The organism is Gordonia sp. CNJ-863, from assembly GCF_001942325.1.
Classification (GTDB): Bacteria; Actinomycetota; Actinomycetes; order Mycobacteriales; family Mycobacteriaceae; genus Gordonia; species Gordonia alkanivorans.
This window is the reverse complement of record NZ_MKKG01000077.1, coordinates 184,036-206,226: the sequence shown is the minus strand read 5'-3', so window position 1 is coordinate 206,226 and position 22,191 is coordinate 184,036. Positions and strand designations below refer to the sequence as shown.

Here is a 22,191-nt window from a genome sequence, read left to right as displayed (position 1 = left end):
GCGGAAGCCACCAGGTTCAGTGTCGCCGGGCTGGATCCCCATGGACGAGAAATTTCTGATCCTCCTGATTCAGCGGCGGTCACTGCGTAGTGGTCTGTTGTGGTCGGCCCGCACTCACGATTCGCTCGGCGTTGTCACGTAGTTGCGCGAGGACGGTGTCGAGCGCTGCCGGCCCCTGGGCCGCCAGGCCGGGCACACTGCTCATCAACGCCATCGTCAGCGCCGCATCTTCATCGGAACCGGGGATCACGCCCATCATCGCGGTCGCCGCCGACGACAACTGCCCGAACTGGATCTGCGAGCCGTTGTTCTCGATCGCTTCGGCAGTGGGCTCGAGCTGTGCCGCCGACGCCACCAGCGCCGGAAGACTCAGGTCGACACGGCTGTCTTCGGCGGAGTCGACGAGCTCGGAAAGGGTGTGGATCACGATGTCTCCGACTATACAGTCGACGTCCGCGGCCACCGCCTCGAGAACCTGCACGAATCGTTGTGCCAGCTTGTCCACCGTCGCAGCGTCGAACAAGTCAGTCGCGTAGTGGATTTGGCCTCGCATGGGGCCGTCGGCATCTCCCCAGGCGGGCGACCCTGCCGGGTACACGGTGAGCTGGAGATCGACCTTCGCGCTGACGAGTTCCTCGGGAATGTGCGACACCCGCAGGCCCTCGAGTTCGATGGTGGGGAACTCCAGATTCTGGAATGCGAACATGACCTGGTAGATCGGATTGTAGGCTGTCGGGGGCGCCGGCAGCACCGCCGATGCGATCGTCTCGAAGGACACGTCTGCGTTCGCCATGTCGGCCAGATCCTGACGGCGAACCCGTTCCAGCAGGCCGGCAAAGGTCTCGTCGGGCTCCACCCGCGTGCGTAGCGCCAGCGTGTTGACGAACATGCCCACGACATCGTCGAGTGCCCGATCGTCTCGTCCGGCATAGGGCGTGCCGATGACGACCTCGTCCTGTCCGGAGAGCCGCGTGAGAAGGGCTGCGAAGGCTGCGTGCGCGACCATGAACAGGGTGCTGTTGTTCTCCCGTGCCAGTTTCTCGAGCGAACGCACGAGTTCGGGCTCGACCTCGAACTCGACGAGACCACCCTCATACGATGGCGTCTTCGGCCGCGGGCGGTCTGTCGCCAGGGTGATCACTTCCGGCGCACCGGCGAGCCGGCCCGTCCAGTAGTCGAGCTGGGACTGCGCCTCGGTACGCCCGTCGGTGTTGACCCGGCCGAGCTTCTCCAGTTGCCACAACGTGAAGTCGGCATACTGCACCTCCAACGGCGACCACTGGGGCGCGCGACGGTGACGACGCGCCGTGTACGCCGCCATCAGATCACGGGCCATCGGTGCCATCGAGGAACCGTCACCACAGATGTGGTGGACGACCGCGACGAGCACGTGGTCGGTCGGCGAGACCTCGAGCACTGCAACCCGAACCGGCGGCTGGCTCGTCACGTCGAAGCCTTCGCCGGTCACGGCTGCGATGGCCGCCTCGACAGATCCCTCGACCCGGATCGTCCGGAAGTCCATCTGACCCACCACCGACTCCGGTGGGATGATCACCTGCGCCGGTTCACCCGAGATCATCGGGTAGGTGGTGCGAAGGGACTCATGCCGCGTCAGGACGTCGATGACCGCCAGCCGCATCGCCTCGTGGTCGAACTCACCCTCGGCACGCAGGGCCAGCGCCACGTTGTACGCGGCGGACTCGGGTGCGGCCTGGTTCAGCAGCCACATGCCGCGCTGGATCGTCGACACCGGAACGAGCTCGGCCCGGCTGCGCGGGCGCAGAGGCGGCGGTGCCTCGCCCGCCTCGGGGGTCGAGAGGTGCTCGGCGAGCTCCGCGACCGTGGCGGCTTCGAAGAGTTCCCGGACGGAGATGGTGCGGTCGAGCACCTCCCCGAGACGGGTGGTGACCTTCACCGCCGACAACGACGTGCCGCCCAGACCGAAGAAGTCGTCGGTCGCACCGACCCGGTCCCCGCCGGTCACCTCGGCGAACACCCCGGCGATCACCGACTCCATCTGGGTCCGCGGGGCGACGTACTCGGCTGTCGAGCTCAGGTCGACAGGCGGGAGTGCCTTGCGGTTGATCTTGCCCACCGGGGTCAGTTCGAACTCGTCGACAAGCACCACGGTGTGCGGGACCATGTGACGCGGCAGGCGCTCGGCAGCGAACTCCAGCAGCGCATCCGGACCCACCCAGGACCCGGGCGTCGTGGTCGCGTAGGTGACCAGCAGGGTCTCCCCGCCCGGTCCCGGCATGCCCACGCTGAGGCAGGTGACCACGTCCGGATGGTCCTCGAGCACGGCGTCCACCTCGCCGGGTTCGATGCGCAGACCACGGATCTTGATCTGGAAATCGTTGCGTCCGTGGTAGACGATGCGTCCGTCGGGACGTCGGGTCACCCGGTCGCCGGTTCGGTACATCCGTCCCGAACCGAACGGGTTGGCCACAAAACGCGTTGCGGTCAACGGCGTCTGGTGAAGATAGCCGAGCGCCACCTGATCGCCGGTGAGATAGAGCTCGCCTGCGACCCCATCCGGGGCGGGGCGCAGTGCGGAGTCCAGGACCAGGGCTCCGACGCCGGTCCACGCCCGGCCGATGGTCACGTGGTCGTCGAGGGACATCGGGCCGTCCACTGTCGCGATGACCGTCGCCTCCGTGGGCCCGTACGCGTTGAAGAATCGTCGGCCCGCCCAGCGACGGACCAGTTCCACGCTGCACGCTTCACCGGCGGCCATGATCGTCTGCAGCGTCGGGACGTCGGCCGGGTTGATCGTCGTCAGCACAGACGGGGTCATCATCGAATGGGTGACACCACCGTCGTTGATCACCTTCGTCAGTGCCGCACCCGCATAGTCGTCTGCTCCCGCCACGACGAGTTCGGCGCCGGCGCACATCGCCAACAGCAGTTCGAGGATCGAGACGTCGAAACTCGGTGCGGCGACGTGGAGGACTTTGCTCTGCGAATCGACTCCGAAACGCTTCAACGCGCTGACCGCGAGGTTCGCCACCTGGCGATTGCTCACCGCCGTCGCTTTCGGGCGGCCGGTGGATCCGGACGTGAACACGAGGTACGCGAGATGGTCGAGACCCGCAGGTACCGGCATCTCCGAATCCGAGATGGGTGCACCGCTGTGCCCGGCGACCTGCATCTCGGTGCCCGGACCGTCGAGCTCGAGCCATTGCATACCGGTGCGCTGTGTCGGTGCGTGCCCGGCCTTGGCGAGGCCGATTCGCGCACCAGCGGTCTCGAGGAGCATTTCGCGACGATCCGCCGGATAGGTCGGGTCGACGAGCACGAAGGCCGCACCCGACTTGATGACCGCAACCGTCGCGACTATCGACAACACCGATCGGCGCATCTCGACTGCCACGACGTCGCCCGGACGTGCGCCCAGCCTGATGAGCTCACGCGCGATCTGGTTGGTCCGTGCCTCGAAGACCTCCCGGGTGACGGTCGTGTCCCCCGACAGGGCAACCACCGACCGGCCCGGTTCCCGGGCCGCATCCCCCAGGACGTCACGGAAGGTGCGCGGGCGAGCCGGCGCCTCCACCGCCGTCACCTCGGCGGCCCGACGCGCGTCCAGCAGATCGATGCGACCGACCGGTGATGTCGGATTCGACACCATCGCGTTCAGGACGCGCTCGAACTCCGCGGCGACCTCGGCGATCGTCGAGCGATCGAAGAGATCAGTCGCATAACCGAACTCCGCGACGATGCGCGACCCGTCGGGACGATCGACCTGGGTGAAAGCGATGTGGAGGTCGTACTTCGCGGCAGGCACCCGGGCGTCGAGCAATCGGGCGCCGAAGCCGCCCTCGACCGCGCCGAGGCGGTCGTGGTTCCAGGTCATCATCACCTGGAAGAGCGGCGAATGGTTCAGGGCGCGCTCGGGTGCGACGGCTTCGACGACCTGCTCGAAGGGAACGTGAGCGTGTGCGAGGGCGCGGGCACTGACCTGACGGCTCTTCGCAACGATCTCGTCTGCGGAGTCGTACGCACGGACTTGGCTCCGCAGTACCACCGTGTTGACGAACATGCCGACCAGGTCGATGACGGCAGGATCGTCCCGGCCGGCCACTGCCGTCCCGACGGTCACGTCCTGGCCGCCCCACAGCCTTGAGAGAAGCACCGACAGCGCGCCATGGAGCACGTGGAACGGGGTGGACCGGTTGCGGGCCGCTAGCTGCGCGATGGCCGAGACCGTATCGGTGCCGATCTCGCGGTCCAGGTACGCACCTTCCCCGGTTGGAACCGCGGGGCGCGGGCGGTCGGTCGGGAGGTCCACCATGTCGTCCAGTCCGGCGAGCTCGGTGGTCCAGAACTCCAGTTCGTCATGGGCCACCGAGCCCTGCTGAGCACGATCGCCGAGGACGTCTCGTTGCCACAGGGTGTAGTCGACGTATTGGAGCGGCAGCGGCTGCCATTCCGGCTCCGTACCGCGCCTCACCGCGTCGTAGGCGTGCATCAGGTCACGGACCAGCGGGGTCAGCGACAGGCCGTCGCCGCACACATGGTGCAGGACGATCACCACGGTGTGACCTGATGGCGACTCGATCACGGCACACCGGACGGGAACTTCACGAACCAGGTCGAAACCGGTGGCCGACACCTCGGCGATGACGGTGTCGATCTCATCGTCGGCGACCCGGCGGACCTGATCGATGATGTCGCCGACGACGTCGGCGACATCCAGGATCTCCTGCGTCGGCTCACCGTGCACGGCGGGATACCGGGTACGCAGCGGCTCGTGTCGCGCGACGACGGCTTCGAAGGCCGCGCGCAGTGCCTCGGCATCATGACCTGGCCCGAGTGCGACGGCGCCCGCCATGTTGTAGGTCGCGGCCTCGGGATCCATCCGGTTGATGAACCACAGCCGGGTCTGCGCCGGTGACAGCGGCAGGACCGCCGGACGTTCTTTGACGCGGGCGGCTGCCGAGGGCAGCCGTACGGAACCGGCGCGGTCGATACGACGGGCGAGGTCGGCGAAATCCTCGCTCTCGAACAGTTCGCTGAGCGGCAGCGACGTGTGGAAATTGTCGCGGATGCGCGCCGCCAGGCGGGCCGCGTCGAGCGAGTCCCCGCCGGCCGAGAACAGGTTGTCCCGCATCCCGACGCGCGGAACCTGCAGGACGTCGGTGACCAGTGCCGCGAGTTCGGTCTCGGTCTCGGTCTCGGGGGCGACGTATTCGGCGGTCGCGGCGAGGACCGGCGCCGGCAACGCCCGGCGATCCAGCTTGCCGTTCGCCGTCAACGGCAGGGCGTCCACCATCATCACGACGTCTGGGACCATGTATTGCGGGACGCGGTTGCGGACGCCTTCTCGCACGGCAGGCGCGTCGAGCGCCGAACCCTCTTCGACACTGACATATCCGACGAGCTTGGCACCGCCGCTCTCGTTGCCGTCGACGACGACCGCCGCGGCCGCGGTGACTCCATCGACCCCGCGCAGTGCCGTCTCCACCTCCCCGAGTTCGATCCGGAACCCGCGAAGCTGAACCTGATCGTCGGCGCGACCGAGGTATTCGACATCGTCATTGATGCGACGCCCGAGGTCACCGGTGCGATACAGCCTCGTTCCCGAGCCATCGGGATTCGCGACGAACCGGGTGGCGGTCAGACCGGGCCGACCCCGATAGCCGTGAGCCAGCTGCTCACCGGCGACGTAGATCTCACCCACCGCATGCTGCGGCACCGGACGCAGTCGGCGGTCGAGGACCTTCAGCGCCAAGGACGACAGCGGTCGCCCGATCATGCTGCCGCTGTATCCGCGCACCAGTTCTGGATCCAGCGGCCGGAACGTGACGTGCACCGTCGTCTCGGTGATGCCGTACATGTTCACCAGCGCGATGTCGTCACCGAAGCTGTCATACCAGCGGGCGACCTCGTCAAACCGCAGTTCCTCACCGCCGAAGACGATGTACCGCAGGGAAAGATGTGCCGGCGCCCGGCGCCGGGCGTCGGTGAGCACGTAGAACGCGGACGGGGTCAGCGACGCAACGGTGACCCGCTCGCGGTCCAACAGCGCCAAGAACTCCTCGGGAGCCCGTGCCACGTCGCGCGGCACGATCACCGTCCGGCCACCGCTCAGCAGCGGACCGAACATCTCCCACACGGAAAAGTCGAATGCGTACGAATGGAATACGGTCCAGACGTCCTCCGGCGAGAAGTCGAAGTCCTCGTTCGCGGCGTCCAGCAGAGTGAGGACGTTACGGTGCGACACCGCGACACCTTTGGGACGCCCCGTGGAGCCCGAGGTGTAGATCACATAGGCACCACTGCCGGAGTGGACTCCCGCCGACGGCGATGCGCCGGGCCCGGATTCGGTCAACTGCTCCAGCGTGACCGCGGGCGCATCGCCGAGCCACGCGCCGTCCTGACCATCTGTGATCACGCAAACCGGTGCGGCGTCACCGACGATGTAACTCAACCGGTCCTCGGGATTGGTCGTGTCGAGCGGCAGGTAGGCCGCACCGCTCTTGAGGACGGCCATGATCGCCACGACCAGACCCGCGTCGCGCGCGGTCGCGACACCCACCAGCGCACCCGGCCCCGCGCCACGGGCGACGAGGCCGTGGGCCACGACATCGGAACGGGCGTCGAGCTCGCCATAGGTGAGGGTGACGCCGGAAGAATCGGTCACCGCACCCCGATCGGGATGAAGTCGCGCGATCTCGCCGAACACCTCGATGATCGTCCGGTCGGCGTTGGCGGTCGGGCTGACGGGGCGGGGAAGCGTCTCGAGCAGACGACGATCGGAATCGGTCAGGATGGCGATGTCGTCCACCGGACGATCCGTGGCCTCGGGCCGCAGGAATTCGCCGAGGAAATTGACGAAGCGGGAATGGAGCGCATCCAACTCGTCCTGGGTGTATAGGCCGGGGTTGCCGTGCAGGTCTATCACCAGCGGCGCACCGGGGCTGCTCTGGTACAGATTCAGCAGCATGTCCTCGAGAATCCCCGAGCTCAGGATGTGATAACCGGTGGTCGCACCGGCGATCGCAATCGGCTTGTCGAAGAACATCATGTTCACGACGGGGCCGAACGACGCCGACGCCGAGTCCAGCTGGCCCGCGTCCCGACGGATGTCCTCGATGCGGTACCGCTGATGACGAAGTGCGCCGGTCAGTTCGATCTGTACCTTCTCGATCAACGACCGTACGGAGCCCTCGGTGACATCGGCGGTCCGGACCGGCAGAAGGTTGGCGACCATGCCGCCTCCGCGTTTGACCTTCGCACTGGCGCGGCCGGTCACCGGGAGGGTCAGTACCACATCGTCCTTCCCGGTCATCCGGGCCAGGAACGCGCTGAACGCCGCTGTGAGGACGACCGCGGCCGACGTGTTGAGTTCGGAGGTGCGGACCTCGAGACGGCGTTGCTCGTCGGCCGGAAGCGTGGTCGATGAGACCAGGTTGACGGGGGTCAGCGGAGCTGTGGCGCCGCGAGTCGAGAGGGTGACGCGCTCGGGCAGGTCGGCCGTCCGGGCCCGCCAGTGCTCACCGTCGGTCTGGCGACGTGAGGACGCGCGATATTTCTCGTCGTCAGCGACGATCTCCGCGATGGTTGCGGGCGGTTTCTCGTCGAACTCGCGGCCTTCGATCTTCGCGTTGTAGATCTCGACCGTCTGGCGGATGAGTGTCAGCGCCCCGTAACCGTCGATCACTATGTGGTGACCGCGGGTGTACCACAATGTGCGCTCGTCCGATACACGGATCAGGCACGTGACGACGAGTGGATCGGTGGCGAGATCGAGGGGACGCTGGTAATCGTCGTGCATCCAACGGCGGGCCGCTTCGAACGGGTCCGATTCGTGGCGCACGTCCACATACGTCATCTCATGGCCCCAGTTGTCCAGGTCCACTATCTGGTAGGGCTCGCCGTCCTCCTCGAGGATTCGCAGGTAGGGCGACTGATTGGCGATCGATGCCTCTTCGAGCGAGTCTCGCAGCAGCTTCTGGTCGAAGCCTCCGGGTGCGTGCCTGACGTCGAGGTACTGCGCGATGTTGACCGAATAGCCGGAGGAGAGCCGCTCGGCGAACCACATTCCGCGCTGCGCCGCGGTCAGCGGCACCTTCGACGGCTGTGTCGGACCTCCCGCCGGGTTCATATCGTGCACGTGGTGCGCCTCATCTCTCGACATTTCATGGTCACTTGTGACCAATTCGGACACACGAACTCCTGATTATGAGCCATACGGAACCAAATTGGTAACACGCGATGTCACTCAGTCGCCCCTTCGTATAGTCCAGTTCGTAACTCAACCACGGCCTCGCCGTCGATTCGCAACTATCAACCGTGATCATCCGATTTTCCGCGGTCAACACTCCCATGCACTCGAACGCCACGTGGTTTGTTCGGATTCCTGCTTCCCTGCGTTACATCACCGGGTGACATTCGACCGATGGACGCGCCGGTTGGAGCCGACGTCATCCGGCATGTGACGAATGCCCTGGCGGCAACCGTTGAAACAATCAACTACGAACCTCCACGTTATCCCGTAGCCGACCACCTCAACGTTCCGGTGCCCGTGCCCCTCTCGACCTCTGGCACTACTCCCGCCACGACACGCAGGTGATCGCGTGCTGCCTGACGACTGCGTATGTTGAGAGGCGACCCGGCGGATTCCGCGGGGAGCCGGAAAAAGGAGATACATGTCCGACGTGTCACAGGGGCGACACGAGTCATCCAACCGCACCCGCCCGGTTGACTCGTGGCGTGGTGATCCCCGGCCCCAGCCGGCCGATACCGCTCCAGGGAACGGTGCCGACTCACGCGAACCCGGCGCTACGTCTCCATCGCGTCCGCGGGCAGGGCGTCACGCACGCCAAGACCACGAGCCGTCTCCATGGTTCGACGCTCGACCGACGAGCGAACGGGCGCCTCGCGGCGGGTTCGGCGTCCGGGTAGAGGCGAACGACGGGCAGCAGCCCTCCCTCGCCCCCGAATCATCTCTCCCGACCGCAGGTCATTCATCTGTCGTACCCGGGACCCTCCACACCGACAGCGCGGTTTCCGGCCAGGGCTGGTCCGGGGATCCTGTCGTCACCCCGGCACCGGCGTCGGTGTGGTCCGGCGATCCGCCGGACCACAACCTGTCCACCGCGCCCCAGCAGGCCCCACCAGCCCCTGCGTCGTCGCGGCCAGAGGCCCGTACGGTCGCCGTTGACGACCCTTCACCCGAGAACCGGGAGACGCAGGACCGGCACGCGAAACCGCCGGCAGATTCCGTGATCGCGATCGGTGTCGACGGCCTCCACAAGAAGTTCAAGGACATGGTCGCGGTCGAGAGCGTGAGTTTCTCGGTCCCCAGAGGTTCCATCGTCGCGCTACTCGGACCCAACGGAGCGGGGAAGACGACGACGGTGAACATGCTGTGCACTCTTCTGGCGCCGGACGGCGGATCCGCCACAGTTGCGGGTCACGACGTGGTCAAGGACGCACCAGCCGTGCGCCGGTCGATCATGCTGACGGGACAGTTCGCCGCCCTGGACGAATCGCTGACCGGCCAGGAGAACCTGGTCCTGTTCGGCAGGCTACTGGGATTGAAGAAAAGCCAGGCACGGGCTCGCGCCGATGAACTACTCGACCAGTTCGGCCTCTCTGCTGCGGCCGGGCGACGCGTCCGCGAATACTCCGGCGGAATGCGTCGCCGCATCGACATCGCATGCGGCCTCGTGACAATGCCGCAGGTCGTGTTCCTGGACGAACCGACGACGGGGCTCGATCCCCGAAGCCGGCAGGAAGTGTGGAGTCTCGTCAACGGGCTTCGAGACCGTGGGGTCACCACTCTGTTGACCACGCAGTACCTCGAGGAGGCAGATGCCCTGAGCGACCGGATCGTGGTCATCGATCGCGGCCGGGTGATCGCTGAGGGTACATCGGACGAGCTCAAGGAGCAGACCGGCGCTTCGTACTGCCAGGTCACGCCCCAGCACGTTCACGACCTGCCCCGACTCCACGAAATACTCGCCGATCTCATCGGTCCGACACGCACGCCGGCCGCACGCTTGCCGATCATCGACAGCGACGACACCGGCGGCTTCTCCGCGCTCCACGACGACTCGGGAGGCGAGTTGTCGGTGGCGGTGCCGGCACCCCACGGCGCGGAAACGCTCGTCGAGATTGTCCGACGGACGACCGCAGAGGGAATCGAGCTCTCCGACATCGCGCTGCGACGCCCGTCCCTTGACGAGGTGTTCCTGTCGCTAACCGACCCCGCACGAGACAGCACGGCGACGTGACGATTCAGATCGACGCGATTCCTGAGCGAATCAGCGCATTTGGCCAGTGGTGGGCTTTGACGGTTCGCGGCCTGGCCGGAATGACCCGTACCGGCGAAGTATTGTTTGCGCTCATATCACCTGTTTTCTTGGCGGTGTGTTTTTACCTACCGCTCCGCTCGATCATGAACGCAACCCCGGGAATGGATTACGCGCAGTTCCTCATGCCGATCATCACATTGCAGGCAGTGGGGTTTATGGCGTCGTCTGCGGCGATGCGGTCTGCTTTCGATGGGGCCAAGGGGATCAGCACCCGCTTCCGGACGATGCCGATGCCCCTGATTGTTCCGGTATTAGCACGCTTGAGCGTCAACGCTGTGTTGCTCGCAATTTCACTGGTCTGCGCAACATTGGCGAGCCTGGTCATCGGGTGGCGCGCGGAAGGCGGAGTGTCCGGGACTCTCGGACTCTTCGCCATCGCGGCGGCCGTCGGCCTCCTCGTCGCGGTTCTCGCCGACGCCATCGGCCTTCTCGCGGGAAGTCCGGAAGCCACGAGTCAGGCGCTGTCCCTACCGATCTTGATACTCGGGATGCTGTCGACAGGTTTCGTTCCCGAGAACCAGTTCCCGGACTGGATCGGGCCCTTCGTCCGCAATCAACCGATATCGCAATTCGCGACAGCCATGCGGGCATTGAACGAAGGAACCGCAACGCGTGAGATCCTGATGCCTTCGCTGTGGTGGTGCGTCGGACTGGCGGTTCTGGCGGTCGTGCTCATGTCTCTCGGAGTTCGGAAGATCGCTCGATGACGACTCACACGATGAATCCACCGATTCCCGCCGGCGGCGCCGAGCCGTCGGAGATGGCCGGCGAACGGTCACCGCGCGCATTGCTCGACCAGGCTCTGGTCCTCACCGGACGCCAGTTGGCCGTCCTCGTCCGGGACCGCGCCACGGTCCTTCAGATTTTGCTCATGCCGGCGCTGACCATGCTCATGTTCAAGGTGGTCCTCGGCGATGCCGTCGGAAAGGCGACGGGCCAGGACAGCGTTTACGGCACGGTTCCCCTCGTCATCCTGGTGAGCGCGATGTTCGGGTCCTTGGCGAGCGCCGTCAGGTTGAACAAGGAGCGAGGGACAGGACTTCTCGGCAGGCTCTACGTCCTTCCGATCCATCGGGCCGCCGACCTCACGTCCAGGGTGCTCTGCGAGGTGGTCCGCATCGTGGTGACAACCGTCCTCCTGCTGTTGGCGGGAATGCTGATCGGGTTCCGGTTCACGCAAGGCCCGTTTGCGGCGATCGGGATAATCGGTGTCGCGTTGATGTTCGGGATCGCCTACTCGACATTCGTCCTGTCGGTCGCGGTCAACGTTCGGCCCAGCGTGACACTTGTACCCATGCTGTCCCTTCTGTCGAGCGTGCTGATGTTCTTCAACTCGGGGTTCAGTCCGGTGGAGGCCTATCCGACCTGGCTCCAGCCGATTGTCGAGAATCAGCCGATGACGCCTGCGATCGAGGTCATGCGTGCTCTCGCATCCGGGGGACCGATCACGGAGAACATGCTCAAGGTGATCGCGTGGGCGCTGACTATCACGGTGGTGTGCGCGGTTCCTGCTCTACGCGGTTACCGACAGGCGGCGACCTCACGATAGTACGGCCTCACGCTGGTGCGGCCTCGTCGCGCTAAGACATCCGTCCGGTCTGCTGGTGACGGCGCCCGGGCACCGGAGTCCTCTTCGAGGGGTCGCCTGGCTCGAGTACCTTCCCGGGAAATCAGATCCCAGTGGGAGCCGACCCATCGACGCGGCCCGCACGACCGGGAGCCGACTCGATCGCGTCCTGCTGTCCAGGCGAGTACGGAAATGCCGCCAAGAGCTCGTCCTGCAGCACCCGCAGGTTGGGAACCCCTGTGTATTCGTCCTTCAGCTGTTGTATCGCGTCAGCGTCTTCCACAATCGCAGCATTGTGCTGCACGGCATTGCCATCAAATGCAGAATAGTAATCTTCGAATTTGTAACGTCCGCCGCCGAGTGGTTTTTTCAAAGCAACCCACGCATTCGGCACGCCGAACGCGTCGGCGACGACGAGGCCGTGAAGACTGGTTGCGAAAACGAATTCACACTTTGTGATATCTACGATCACATCTCGCGGATCTCTCAAAGGGTCGATAGTCGCCACTCGTCCAGCTTGGGCCAGCGCGCGAAGAATCCGGTCGTTTCTGTGTTCATGGTTGTAGACGAAGCCGACCCGCCCCGGAACGACCGGCGCCGGCTGGTAGACCCTGCTGACGAGCAAGCCCGGGTCGCCGAGGGCCACTCGCCGGTCGGCGCGGACCCGGTCCAGAGTCAGCTTCCCTCGTACGGCATAGAAGTCGAAGTCCGGGAAGTCGTACTTACGCTTACGTTTGGGCTCCTGTATGAACCCACTACCCCACACTTTCAATCCACGGGGGGCCCCAGCCGCCTGCACCATCTCGAGGATCGAACCAGCCCCGATGAACTCGCTCCGTTTAGGATGGGCCCACGTGCAGGAAATCTCCGATATCTCTGGAACGAGTCGCGCGGTCAGCTCATCACCGAAGTTCGGGCGGTCGTGAGCGAATCCGACTCGGCGCCACCAAAATGTCTTGACACCTTCTCGCCGATCGTTCAATTTATCCGCCAGCAGGCGCCGAGCGTAAGGGATCATGACCTAACGTTAACGGAGGAAAATAGCGCGCCGAAATGCACTGGAGACCTGCATCCGTCTATGTGATATCGTTCCAGTCTCTTTTCATTACGTGGTACACAACGCGAATCATGCTCGGTACGAGTTACCGCGGGTTTCGGCCGATCCGCGAACGCCCCCGCCCGAACCATACGAACCCGAAGCGGTCGATATTGTGTGACAAGCCTCACTTCCATTCCGCGGTAGGGTATGGGCGGGTCGCCGAAGTTCGCGACGCGGTGCTCTACAAGAAGCCGCACACCATCACGGCCCCCGACTACACGTGGCGGACGACCGACAAGTGGATCAACTTCCCGTGGTCCGTCCAGGGCCCGATCGTGGGAGGGTGAGTCCGTGACACAACACGAGCAGACCGCCGACAAGACGGGCGCGCAGACCACGGTTCGCGACAACGCACCGGGCCGGCGCTATGAGATCACCATCGACGGGACGCCGGACGGCGTCGTCGCCGGTTTCGCCGAGTACCGCGACCGCACCGATCCCGAGACAGGCACCGAGCGGGTCTTCTTCCACACCGAGGTCGCCGAGGAGTTCGGCGGCCGCGGGCTGGCGACGATCCTGGTCCGCCAGGCGCTCGACGACACCCGGTCACGCGGGTTGACCATCGTCGGGGTGTGCCCGCTGGTGGCGGCGTTCCTCGGGAAGCATCCGGAGTACACCGACGCCACGCGGCCGGTGACACCCGATGTTCTCGGTTGGCTCCGACGTCAGCAACCCTGAGGGATCACGCTCACGCCGGAGTGACGGGCCCCGTCGTGTCCACGTCACCGACCGGGGTGGCATCGACGGCGACACCGCCGTTCCGAAGTATTTCCGACCTGCGCATGTGCGAGCCCACATCGACGACGATCGAGGCGACCACCTCGCGGCCCGACGGCAGGATACGGGCGGTCACGCTGCCCTGAACCGCCATCGTCGCCTCGACGGCGGTCAACTCGTTGACGAGCATCCGACGGGCCAGGCTTCCCGGCGAATGTTCGTCGTCGAGGTCGTCCGATGTGTGGTCGTCGAGGCCACCGTCGTCGAGCAACCGCACGGAGACGCCGCGTCGGCGTACCGCCCGCACCGACTCCCCCACCTCCGGCGCATCCCACCCGGGTGCACGGATGGTGTCGCGGAGGTGAGCCTCCGTCAGCCGCACCTCGAGCGCCTCCTCTGAGCCGAACTCGTGTCCGGCGGCGATCCGCTCCAGGATCGGACGGGCGCCGGCGTCGAGTCGTTTGAGCTGTTGTCGACGTTCAGAGGCCGACGCCGTCGTCGCGGCCTCCTCCGCAGCCTGCGCGAACGCCTGTTCCCGGAGGCTGCGGAGGCGGTCGGGCATCGGGATGGCCATCAGCCCGAACAGCGTCGCCAGCACCAGGACCGGATAGCAGAACATGGTGTTGCCGGCCCCGACCGCGTAGCCGATGCCGGTCAGATGCCCGCCGACCGCTGCCAGTCCGGTCGCGCTGAGCGCCCCCACCCAGGCGAACAGCGGCCGACGGTACAGCACCACCATCGCCAGGATGATGGTCATCGCCGAGGTCATGGGTGATGTCTGCACCGTGAGGTACGTGTCGAGCGGCAGGCTCCAAAACGACGTCGTGAGTCCGGCCACCGTGAGCGTCGTCACCGCCAAGGCGGTGCGCCTGGGCAGAGTCGACCTGCCGTATCGCATGAGCATCGATGCGGCTGACACGAACATGACGAAACCCGCCGCCAGCGCGACCCACGTCGCGGCCGATCGGATCTCCCGACCCGCGCCGATGACCGCGACCACGTAGATGCTCGCGAAGATGACGAGTGCCCTGATTAACAGCGGCGAACCGAGTCCGAACAGGTTCAGGGTCGTCGTATCGAGGTCCATCGGGTCCTCCGGCGGCGGTTGCGAGGTCATGGGCGCCTCCACTCGACCGTCACGACCGTGCCCTCTCCAGGCGCGCTGTCGATCTCCGCACTGCCGCCCGGCAGACCGGCCATCCGTGCCCGGATGCCGACTGCGATGCCGAATCGCCGCGGATCGACGAGAGCCGGGTCGAAGCCCACCCCGTTGTCGGCCACGGACACTCGGGCGAAGCCGTCCCTGAATTCGGCGGCGACCTCGCAGCGCGAACCGGCGCCCCCGTGGCGCATCCAGTTCCGGGTCGCCTCGGCCACGCAGTCGACCATGTCCGCTACCACCTGCGCCGGATAGCTCGCCGCGGGTGAGGCGATCACGTGTGTACACGACGCGCGGTCGCTCATCGCGACGACAGCGTCCTCAGTACGGGAGGAGAACGTCGCGGCGGTGAACTCCGACGGCGGCACGGTGCTGCGGTCCAGTTCCGCGAGCGCCGACACCGCCTGCGCCGCGAGGCGCGGATCCGGCGGCCCCCGGCGCACCGCCAGGAGGGTGGCGATCACGTGATCGTGGATTAGCGCGTCGAACCGGGAGCGCTCCGCCTCCTGCGCCGCGTTCGCCGCGGCGCGGGCGGTCATCGCCAGGACGGCGGGATGCCGCTCATCGAGGGCACGGACGTTTCGTACCGCGGACACGGCCACCGCCAGGAACACCCCGGCGAGCGCCGCCGACAGCGGCACACTCAACAGTTCAGCCGGCCGGAGCTCACCGTAGCGGGCGATCTGATTCGCCACGTGAACGGCGAAGGTCGCAACGACGAGATTCGTCACCGCCATGCCGGTGCGGAGCATGACGACCAGCCCGAAGCTCGACACCGAGGGGAACTGGAACAACCACACCGCCCAGCGGGCCTCCTCGTCCGGTTCACCGAGCCAGGCCGGGAACCACAGCAGCGTCGCGACGAGATAGCCCAGGGCGCAGGCACACACGAGTGTCAACAAAGCCCGCGGGACGGTCAGGAAGGTGGAAGCCACCAACAAGGTCGCCGGCAGGACGACCAGCACCAGACTCACCGGCGTCCACCACGCGGCCGCGAGATCTGCCCGGGCGATCGCCACCGGGAACATCACGGCACAGAACGCGAGCAACCCGGAACCGACGAACCGGCAGCCGATCCTCTTCTGCCGGTCGAGATCCGATGCGTCCTCTCGGATACCGCGACCGAGGTCTCGGCGGAGGCGATCGATCAACTCCGCCATAAGGTCCGTCCCGCCTGACCCACGCCGCGCGTCGACCCCCGTCATCGCGCGAACCGTTTGTCCCGCAGTGGGGAAGGATCGCGAATGTCAACGATCGTGAACCCGACCAACGCCACCCGATCATCGGTGTCGACCCCCACCGACGCCAGGGTTTCCCGTCCCGGGGGGTGAATGCGCACGGTCACGCGGCCGCTCTCGGCGTCCGCGAGCAACTCGGCGATCGCCGCACCGAGACGCTCTCGCGCGAGGGCGGCTTCCTCCTCGGCGAGGACGGACAGGCCGCCGTCGTCGAGGAGTACCACCCTGACGCCGCGCTGCCGCGCACGCCAGGCCGCGTCCCGCACCTCTGGCACGTCCAGACCGGACGCCCGGATGCCGTCTCTGAGCTGGGCCTCGATGAGGCGGGCGACGGCCACCTCGTCGGCACTGAATCGCCGCCCCTCGGCGATCCAGGTGAGGATCGGGCGGGCTCGTTCATCGAGTGCCGCCAGTCGCCGGTCCCGTACCTCGGCCGCCGCGGCTGCTGCGGCGTCTAGTGCGACCTGCCGTTCATTCGCCGCGCGCAGGGCGTAGATCTGCCGCGCCATCGGGCGCAGCATCAGTGAGAACAGCGAACCCATGATCATGATGGCGTAGCGGGAAGTGTGATCGACACGCCGTACTCGGACCCGACCCCGCAGACCTGTCCCCACACCGCGGCGACGACTGTGATCGCCGCGCTCGCGAGCCACGCCGCGAGCGGTCGGCCGCGAACCGCGAGGAGGGCGAGGACGATCACCGATGCGCCCATCGGCGGTCCGGACTGAATCGCCTCGGTCACCGGGAACGGCAACGAGAACAACGTCGCGGCGACCGCGGCGACCGCGAGTGTCGCAACGACGACGGTGATCGGAGTCGGCAACGGATCGCCCGGGGCATCGAGCAGAGCGACACCGGCGACGAGGAACAGGACGAATCCTGCGGTGAGCCCAACCCACTGCCACGTCGCGAGGGATTCGGAGAAATTGGCGCTGACCGTCAACATCACGTAGCTGGCCGCGAACACCGCCATCATCACCCGCAATGGCCGAGAACCGATCCCGAAGGCGTTGACGACCGCTCCTCGGTCGGCCGCGCGCGCGGCCGGGTCGCGGTCGCACGTCACGGCCGCTCCCAGGTGATCGACACGGTGGTGCCCCTGCCGGGCCGGCTGCTCACATGTGCCCGGCCGCCCGGAATACGTGCCAGGCGACCGCGGATACTCACCACGATCCCCAGCCGGCCGGGCGCCACGGAGCCGGGGTCGAAACCGGTGCCGTTGTCGACGACCGCCATGCTCAACGAGTCGGGCGCGATGTGCACGATTGCGGCACAGTCGGCGTCCGGACCCGCGTGACGAAGCGCGTTTCGCAGGGCCTCCGACATCGCTTCGACGACCGCGTCGACGACCTCGGCCGGGTACACGATCAGTCCGTCGTCGGTCTCGTCCATCACGACCTCGACGTCGAACCGCTCCGAGATGTCGGCTGCCGCAGAGCGCATGCGCCGGATCGCGTCCCGCGCCGACCCGGCGACCGGCTCCGACGGCGTGGGCACCCGGGCCAGCTCTTCGAGCGCAGAGCGCGCCTGCGCGGCGAGCCGGGCGTCGGGCCGGCCCGGTTCGACCGCGAGCAGCGATGCGATCACCCGGTCGTGGACGATGGCGTCGATACGAGCCTGTTCGACGTCGCGCGCCGACGTCGCCGCAGCATTTGCGGCCGCGCGATACGTGGCCTCTCGCGTCTCGTCCAACATGCGACCGGTTCGGATCGCCACCAGCACGACAGAGAGGAACACGCCGGTGAACACGAACGACCAGACGATCTCCATCGCCAGATCAGCGTTGACGGCACCGAAGCGTCCGAGTTGCTGGGAGATGTTGGCGACGAGTGAAGACACCGCCAGACTGATCAGCCCCAGTCGGGTGTGGATGAGCATCAGCACCATGCTCGGCATCCCGCAGAACGCGATCATCCACTGCGCGGAATCTCCCGGATCCGCCAGCGACGTGCCGTTCCAGGCCACGAACCAGAGGGCGACGCCGAGGAGATAACCGCCCCACGTGGTCAGCGCCAGCGGTCCCAGCCACGCCGTACCCGGTCGGAAACTGGCCAGGATCAGCAGGATTCCCGGTCCGACAGACAGGAGGATGCTCACCGGCGGCCACCACGGGGCCGTCAGCGGAGCGGCCGCGACGATCTGGGTGATCGAGACGAGCGGGTAGCCGATGAAACCGAGTCCGAGGAAGCGGGCACCGACGCGTCGGACACGGTCGAGATCCGGCTCGGCCGAGTCGGATTCGAACACCCGACGCATCCACGCCGGATGGTCCATCGGGGTGTCGGTCAGAGATGCATCGGTCGCGGCCATCAGGTCAACCCTCACATCCGCCGGTGACGCGGTCAATCCATCGGTGGGACCAACAGGAACCCGCGTGCGCACCCCCTACCACGACGAACGGCCCGTCCCCCTCGAGAGGGGAACGGGCCGTTCGGGTGTAGATCTCGCTGGGAGTCGGCTTACTTGGCCTTCTCCAGCACCTCGACCAGACGCCAGTGCTTGGTCGCCGACAGCGGGCGGGTCTCCATGATCCGCACGCGGTCACCGACGCCGGCATCGCCGTTCTCGTCGTGTGCCTTGACCTTGCTCGTGGTCCGGATGATCTTCTTGTAGAGCGGGTGGCTCTTACGATCTTCCAGCTCGACCACGATGGTCTTCTGCATCTTGTCGCTGACCACGTAGCCGATCCGCTCCTTGCGGCGGTTACGCTCGGCAGCCTGGGTTTCGGTCACTTTCTGGTCCTCACTCATGCGTCTTCACCTTCCGGTCCCGACGCCAGGCCCAGCTCACGCTCACGCATGACGGTGTAGATACGTGCGATCTCGCGACGCACGGTGCGCAGACGGCGGTTGTTGTCGAGCTGGCCGGTGGCCATCTGGAAACGAAGGTTGAAGAGCTCTTCCTTCGACTCCTTCAGGCGGTCGACCAGATCGGCGTCGTTGAGCTCGCGCAGCTCGTTCGCAGCAACTCCGAGAGACATCAGAACTGCTCCTCTCGTGTCACGATCCGGGTCTTGATGGGGAGCTTGTGCTGTGCGCGGCGCAGGGCCTCGCGAGCGATCTCCTCATTCGGGTAGGTCATCTCGAACAGCACGCGACCCGGCTTGACCGGGGCGACCCACCACTCGGGCGAACCCTTACCCGAACCCATGCGGGTTTCGGCCGGCTTCTTGGTGAGCGGGCGGTCCGGGAAGATGTTGATCCAGACCTTGCCGCCACGCTTGATGTGCCGGTTGATCGCGATACGAGCGGACTCGATCTGACGGTTGGTGATGTACGCGCCTTCCAGAGCCTGGATGCCGTAATCGCCGAACGTCACCTTGGTGCCGCCCTTGGCCTGCCCCTTGAGGCTGGGGTGATGCTGCTTGCGGTGCTTGACCCGACGTGGGATCAACATGGCCTAGCCCTCCTGCTTCTCAGCCGCACCAGCAGTGGCCTCGGCGGGAGCGGCCTCGGCCGCGCGAGCGGCGTCGGTGCTCGTCGCAGTGGTGCCCGAGGCACCGCTACGCCGGGGCCGGCTGGGCCGGCGCGGACGGCGATCCTCGGCTGCCGGAGCGGCCGCAGCCAGCTCGCGGCGTCCACCGACGATGTCGCCCTTGTAGATCCACACCTTCACGCCGATCCGGCCGAAGGTGGTCTTGGCTTCGTAGAGTCCGTAGTCGATGTCGGCGCGCAGCGTGTGCAGCGGCACGCGACCCTCGCGGTAGAACTCACTGCGGCTCATCTCAGCGCCGCCCAGACGACCCGAGCACTGGACCCGGATGCCCTTCACGTTCGGCTGACGCATCGCCGACTGGATCGCCTTGCGCATCGCGCGGCGGAACGCCACACGGTTGCTCAGCTGCTCGGCGACGCCCTGGGCCACCAGCTGGGCCTCGGACTCTGCGTTCTTGACCTCGAGGATGTTCAGCTGGACCTGCTTACCGGTCAGCTTCTCCAGGTCGCCGCGGATGCGATCGGCCTCGGCGCCACGGCGACCGATGACGATGCCCGGACGCGCGGTGTGGATGTCGACGCGAACCCGGTCACGGGTGCGCTCGATCTCCACCTTCGCGATGCCGGCGCGCTCGAGCCCCGTCGAGAGGAGCTTGCGGATCGCGACATCTTCCTTGACGTAGTCGCGTACTGCTTGTCGGCGTACCACCGCGACTTCCAGTCGGTGGTGATGCCCAGACGGAAGCCGTGCGGGTTGATTTTCTGGCCCACTACTAGGCTCCCTTCTTCTTCGGCTGACGCGAACGGCCACGGCCGCCGGCTGCCTTCTCCGGCAGGCTCTCCACGACCACGGTGATGTGGCTGGTGCGCTTGCGGATACGGAATGCGCGGCCCTGGGCACGCGGCTGGAAGCGCTTGAGGGTCGGGCCCTCGTCGGCGAACGCGGTGGCGACGACCAGGGTCCGGCGATCCAGATCCAGGTTGTTCTCTGCGTTGGCGACAGCGCTGGCCAGCACCTTGTACACGGGCTCGGACGCCGACTGCGGGGCGAACCGCAGGATGTCGAGGGCCTCGTCCACGTTCTTGCCGCGGATGAGGTCCAGCACGCGGCGGGCCTTCATCGGCGTGACGCGCACGAACTTCGCGGTGGCCTTGGCGGTCGGATTATCGGTCTGCGTAGTCATCAGCGGCGCTTCGCTTTCCGGTCATCCTTGATGTGACCCTTGAAGGTGCGGGTGGGGGCGAACTCGCCCAGCTTGTGACCGACCATCGAGTCCGAGATGAACACCGGCACGTGCTTGCGTCCGTCATGGACGGCAAAGGTGTGGCCGATGAAGTCGGGAATGATGGTCGAACGGCGGGACCAGGTCTTGATGACCTGCTTGGTTCCCTTTTCGTTCTGAACGTCCACCTTCTTCAGGAGGTGGTCGTCGACGAACGGGCCCTTCTTGAGGCTGCGTGGCATTCTCTTACCTCCTCCTGTTATCGCTTGTTCTTGCCGGTGCGACGGCGACGGACGATCAGCTTGTCGCTGGCCTTGTTCTTGCGGGTGCGGCCCTCGGGCTTACCCCACGGCGAGACCGGGTGGCGACCACCGGAGGTCTTGCCCTCACCACCACCATGCGGGTGGTCAACCGGGTTCATGACGACACCGCGGACGGTCGGGCGCTTGCCCTTCCAGCGCATACGGCCGGCCTTGCCCCAGTTGATGTTGCTCTGCTCGGCGTTGCCCACCTCGCCGACGGTTGCGCGGCAGCGCACGTCGACACGACGGATCTCGCCGGAAGGCATACGCAGCGTGGCGTAGGTGCCTTCCTTGCCGAGCAGCTGGATCGACGCGCCGGCGCTACGTGCCATCTTGGCGCCACCGCCCGGGCGCAGCTCCACGGCGTGGACCTGGGTACCGGTCGGGATGTTGCGCAGCGGCAGGTTGTTGCCGGGCTTGATGTCGGCGGCCGGACCGCTCTCGACGATGTCGCCCTGCTTCAGGTTCTTCGGCGCGATGATGTAGCGCTTCTCGCCGTCGACGTAGTGCAGCAGCGCGATGCGCGCGGTGCGGTTGGGGTCGTACTCGATGTGAGCGACCTTGGCGTTGATGCCGTCCTTGTCGTTACGACGGAAGTCGATCAGACGGTAGGCACGCTTGTGGCCGCCACCCTTGTGACGAGTGGTGATGCGGCCGTGAGCGTTACGGCCACCGCGCCCGTGCAGCGGACGCACCAGCGACTTCTCCGGATGGTCACGGGTGACCTCGGCGAAGTCGGAGCCGCTGGCCCCACGACGACCCGGGGTCGTCGGCTTGTACTTACGAATAGCCATGAGTATCTAGTCCTTCTCTGGGAGCCCCGGTCAGCTGACCGAGCCTCCGAAGATCTCGATGGGCTTGCTGTCTGCGGTCAGCGACACGATGGCGCGCTTGGTCGACTTGCGCTGGCCGTAGCCGGAGCGGGTCCGCTTGCGCTTGCCCTGTCGGTTCGCCGTGTTGACGCTGGCAACCTTCACACCGAAGATCTTCTCGATCGCGATCTTGATCTCGGTCTTGTTGGACTCCGGGTGCACCAGGAAGGTGTACACGTTGTCCTCCATGAGTCCGTAGGACTTCTCGGAGATCACGGGCGCCAGGATGATGTCGCGCGGATCGGCAACGGTCGTCAT

General features: G+C 66.2%; 18 protein-coding genes and 2 pseudogenes. 5 read left to right on the top strand and 15 right to left on the bottom strand.

Annotated features, from left to right (window positions below; genetic code table 11):
• Positions 1–79: 79 nt before the first annotated feature.
• On the bottom strand, positions 80–8,107 hold the full coding sequence (locus BJF87_RS23650; RefSeq protein ID WP_139319583.1) for an amino acid adenylation domain-containing protein: 8,028 nt from the start codon (positions 8,105–8,107) through the stop codon (positions 80–82).
• A 544-nt stretch (positions 8,108–8,651) separates the two neighbouring features.
• Between BJF87_RS23650 and BJF87_RS27270 the strand changes: the two genes are divergently transcribed.
• From BJF87_RS27270 to BJF87_RS23635, 3 genes are read left to right on the top strand one after another with little or no spacing between them, the layout of a single operon-like run.
• Complete coding sequence (locus BJF87_RS27270) at positions 8,652–10,241, top strand: ATP-binding cassette domain-containing protein (protein ID WP_084813256.1); 1,590 nt, start codon at positions 8,652–8,654, stop codon at positions 10,239–10,241.
• A complete protein-coding gene (locus BJF87_RS23640; RefSeq protein WP_075864020.1) occupies positions 10,238–11,029 on the top strand; it encodes an ABC transporter permease in 792 nt (263 codons plus the stop codon). Before BJF87_RS27270 ends, BJF87_RS23640 begins: the two co-directional genes overlap by 4 nt.
• Positions 11,026–11,871, top strand: coding sequence for an ABC transporter permease (locus BJF87_RS23635; protein ID WP_187346539.1), 846 nt, complete (start codon positions 11,026–11,028; stop codon positions 11,869–11,871). Before BJF87_RS23640 ends, BJF87_RS23635 begins: the two co-directional genes overlap by 4 nt.
• A 121-nt stretch (positions 11,872–11,992) precedes the next feature.
• Here BJF87_RS23635 and BJF87_RS23630 read toward each other — a convergent pair whose 3' ends face one another.
• A complete protein-coding gene (locus BJF87_RS23630; protein WP_075864018.1) occupies positions 11,993–12,907 on the bottom strand; it encodes a polysaccharide pyruvyl transferase family protein in 915 nt (304 codons plus the stop codon).
• Between the two features lie 230 nt (positions 12,908–13,137).
• Here BJF87_RS23630 and BJF87_RS27040 point away from each other — a divergent pair.
• Positions 13,138–13,275 (top strand): annotated as a pseudogene (locus tag BJF87_RS27040) (phosphoribosyltransferase); the annotation flags it as partial.
• A 4-nt stretch (positions 13,276–13,279) separates the two neighbouring features.
• Positions 13,280–13,666, top strand: a complete 387-nt coding sequence (locus BJF87_RS23620; protein WP_075864017.1) for a GNAT family N-acetyltransferase — start codon at positions 13,280–13,282, stop codon at positions 13,664–13,666.
• Positions 13,667–13,676: 10 nt separating this feature from the next.
• Here the strand turns inward: BJF87_RS23620 and BJF87_RS23615 are convergent, their stop codons facing one another.
• From BJF87_RS23615 to rplW, 13 genes and pseudogenes are all read right to left on the bottom strand, one after another.
• Positions 13,677–14,822, bottom strand: a complete 1,146-nt coding sequence (locus tag BJF87_RS23615; RefSeq protein ID WP_075864016.1) for a hypothetical protein — start codon at positions 14,820–14,822, stop codon at positions 13,677–13,679.
• Positions 14,819–16,024, bottom strand: coding sequence for a sensor histidine kinase (locus BJF87_RS23610; protein WP_230461830.1), 1,206 nt, complete (start codon positions 16,022–16,024; stop codon positions 14,819–14,821). The genes BJF87_RS23615 and BJF87_RS23610 overlap by 4 nt, the downstream gene beginning before the upstream one ends.
• 41 nt (positions 16,025–16,065) lie before the next feature.
• Positions 16,066–16,644, bottom strand: coding sequence for a hypothetical protein (locus tag BJF87_RS27035; RefSeq protein ID WP_262339130.1), 579 nt, complete (start codon positions 16,642–16,644; stop codon positions 16,066–16,068).
• 2 nt (positions 16,645–16,646) lie between these two features.
• Positions 16,647–17,168, bottom strand: a complete 522-nt coding sequence (locus BJF87_RS27030; protein ID WP_262339129.1) for a hypothetical protein — start codon at positions 17,166–17,168, stop codon at positions 16,647–16,649.
• Positions 17,165–18,412, bottom strand: coding sequence for a sensor histidine kinase (locus BJF87_RS23600; RefSeq protein ID WP_075864014.1), 1,248 nt, complete (start codon positions 18,410–18,412; stop codon positions 17,165–17,167). The genes BJF87_RS27030 and BJF87_RS23600 overlap by 4 nt, the downstream gene beginning before the upstream one ends.
• A 149-nt stretch (positions 18,413–18,561) precedes the next feature.
• Entirely contained in the window at positions 18,562–18,852 is a 291-nt protein-coding gene (rpsQ, locus tag BJF87_RS23595) for a 30S ribosomal protein S17 (RefSeq protein ID WP_006360249.1), read from the bottom strand.
• Positions 18,849–19,082 carry a 50S ribosomal protein L29 gene (gene rpmC / locus BJF87_RS23590; RefSeq protein ID WP_005194647.1) on the bottom strand — a complete coding sequence of 78 codons (234 nt, stop codon included), beginning with the start codon at positions 19,080–19,082 and terminating at the stop codon, positions 18,849–18,851. The genes rpsQ and rpmC overlap by 4 nt, the downstream gene beginning before the upstream one ends.
• On the bottom strand, positions 19,082–19,498 hold the full coding sequence (rplP, locus tag BJF87_RS23585) for a 50S ribosomal protein L16 (RefSeq protein ID WP_004020548.1): 417 nt from the start codon (positions 19,496–19,498) through the stop codon (positions 19,082–19,084). The genes rpmC and rplP overlap by 1 nt, the downstream gene beginning before the upstream one ends.
• Positions 19,499–19,501: 3 nt before the next feature.
• Positions 19,502–20,307, bottom strand: a pseudogene (gene rpsC / locus BJF87_RS23580) (30S ribosomal protein S3).
• 2 nt (positions 20,308–20,309) lie between these two features.
• Positions 20,310–20,720, bottom strand: a complete 411-nt coding sequence (rplV, locus tag BJF87_RS23575) for a 50S ribosomal protein L22 (protein ID WP_005194644.1) — start codon at positions 20,718–20,720, stop codon at positions 20,310–20,312.
• Positions 20,720–21,001, bottom strand: a complete 282-nt coding sequence (gene rpsS, locus BJF87_RS23570; protein ID WP_004020551.1) for a 30S ribosomal protein S19 — start codon at positions 20,999–21,001, stop codon at positions 20,720–20,722. Before rpsS ends, rplV begins: the two co-directional genes overlap by 1 nt.
• Before the next feature lie 17 nt (positions 21,002–21,018).
• Positions 21,019–21,855, bottom strand: a complete 837-nt coding sequence (gene rplB, locus BJF87_RS23565; protein WP_035753589.1) for a 50S ribosomal protein L2 — start codon at positions 21,853–21,855, stop codon at positions 21,019–21,021.
• Positions 21,856–21,885: 30 nt separating this feature from the next.
• The gene (rplW, locus tag BJF87_RS23560; protein ID WP_005194638.1) at positions 21,886–22,191 is read right to left on the bottom strand and encodes a 50S ribosomal protein L23; all 306 of its coding nucleotides are present in this window, start codon (positions 22,189–22,191) and stop codon (positions 21,886–21,888) included.

Bases quoted from the DNA above. Each gene is read 5' to 3' on its own strand.
- BJF87_RS23650 (WP_139319583.1), bottom strand. From the start codon at position 8,107: ATGAACCCGGCGGGAGGTCCGACACAGCCGTCGAAGGTGCCGCTGACC.
- BJF87_RS27270 (WP_084813256.1), top strand. From the start codon at position 8,652: ATGTCCGACGTGTCACAGGGGCGACACGAGTCATCCAACCGCACCCGC.
- BJF87_RS23635 (WP_187346539.1), top strand. From the start codon at position 11,026: ATGACGACTCACACGATGAATCCACCGATTCCCGCCGGCGGCGCCGAG.
- BJF87_RS23630 (WP_075864018.1), bottom strand. From the start codon at position 12,907: ATGATCCCTTACGCTCGGCGCCTGCTGGCGGATAAATTGAACGATCGG.
- BJF87_RS23615 (WP_075864016.1), bottom strand. From the start codon at position 14,822: ATGACCTCGCAACCGCCGCCGGAGGACCCGATGGACCTCGATACGACG.
- BJF87_RS23610 (WP_230461830.1), bottom strand. From the start codon at position 16,024: ATGGCGGAGTTGATCGATCGCCTCCGCCGAGACCTCGGTCGCGGTATC.
- BJF87_RS27035 (WP_262339130.1), bottom strand. From the start codon at position 16,644: ATGGGTTCGCTGTTCTCACTGATGCTGCGCCCGATGGCGCGGCAGATC.
- BJF87_RS23600 (WP_075864014.1), bottom strand. From the start codon at position 18,412: ATGGCCGCGACCGATGCATCTCTGACCGACACCCCGATGGACCATCCG.
- rpsQ (WP_006360249.1), bottom strand. From the start codon at position 18,852: ATGAGTGAGGACCAGAAAGTGACCGAAACCCAGGCTGCCGAGCGTAAC.
- rpmC (WP_005194647.1), bottom strand. From the start codon at position 19,082: ATGTCTCTCGGAGTTGCTGCGAACGAGCTGCGCGAGCTCAACGACGCC.
- rplP (WP_004020548.1), bottom strand. From the start codon at position 19,498: ATGTTGATCCCACGTCGGGTCAAGCACCGCAAGCAGCATCACCCCAGC.
- rplV (WP_005194644.1), bottom strand. From the start codon at position 20,720: ATGACTACGCAGACCGATAATCCGACCGCCAAGGCCACCGCGAAGTTC.
- rpsS (WP_004020551.1), bottom strand. From the start codon at position 21,001: ATGCCACGCAGCCTCAAGAAGGGCCCGTTCGTCGACGACCACCTCCTG.
- rplB (WP_035753589.1), bottom strand. From the start codon at position 21,855: ATGGCTATTCGTAAGTACAAGCCGACGACCCCGGGTCGTCGTGGGGCC.
- rplW (WP_005194638.1), bottom strand. From the start codon at position 22,191: ATGACGACCGTTGCCGATCCGCGCGACATCATCCTGGCGCCCGTGATC.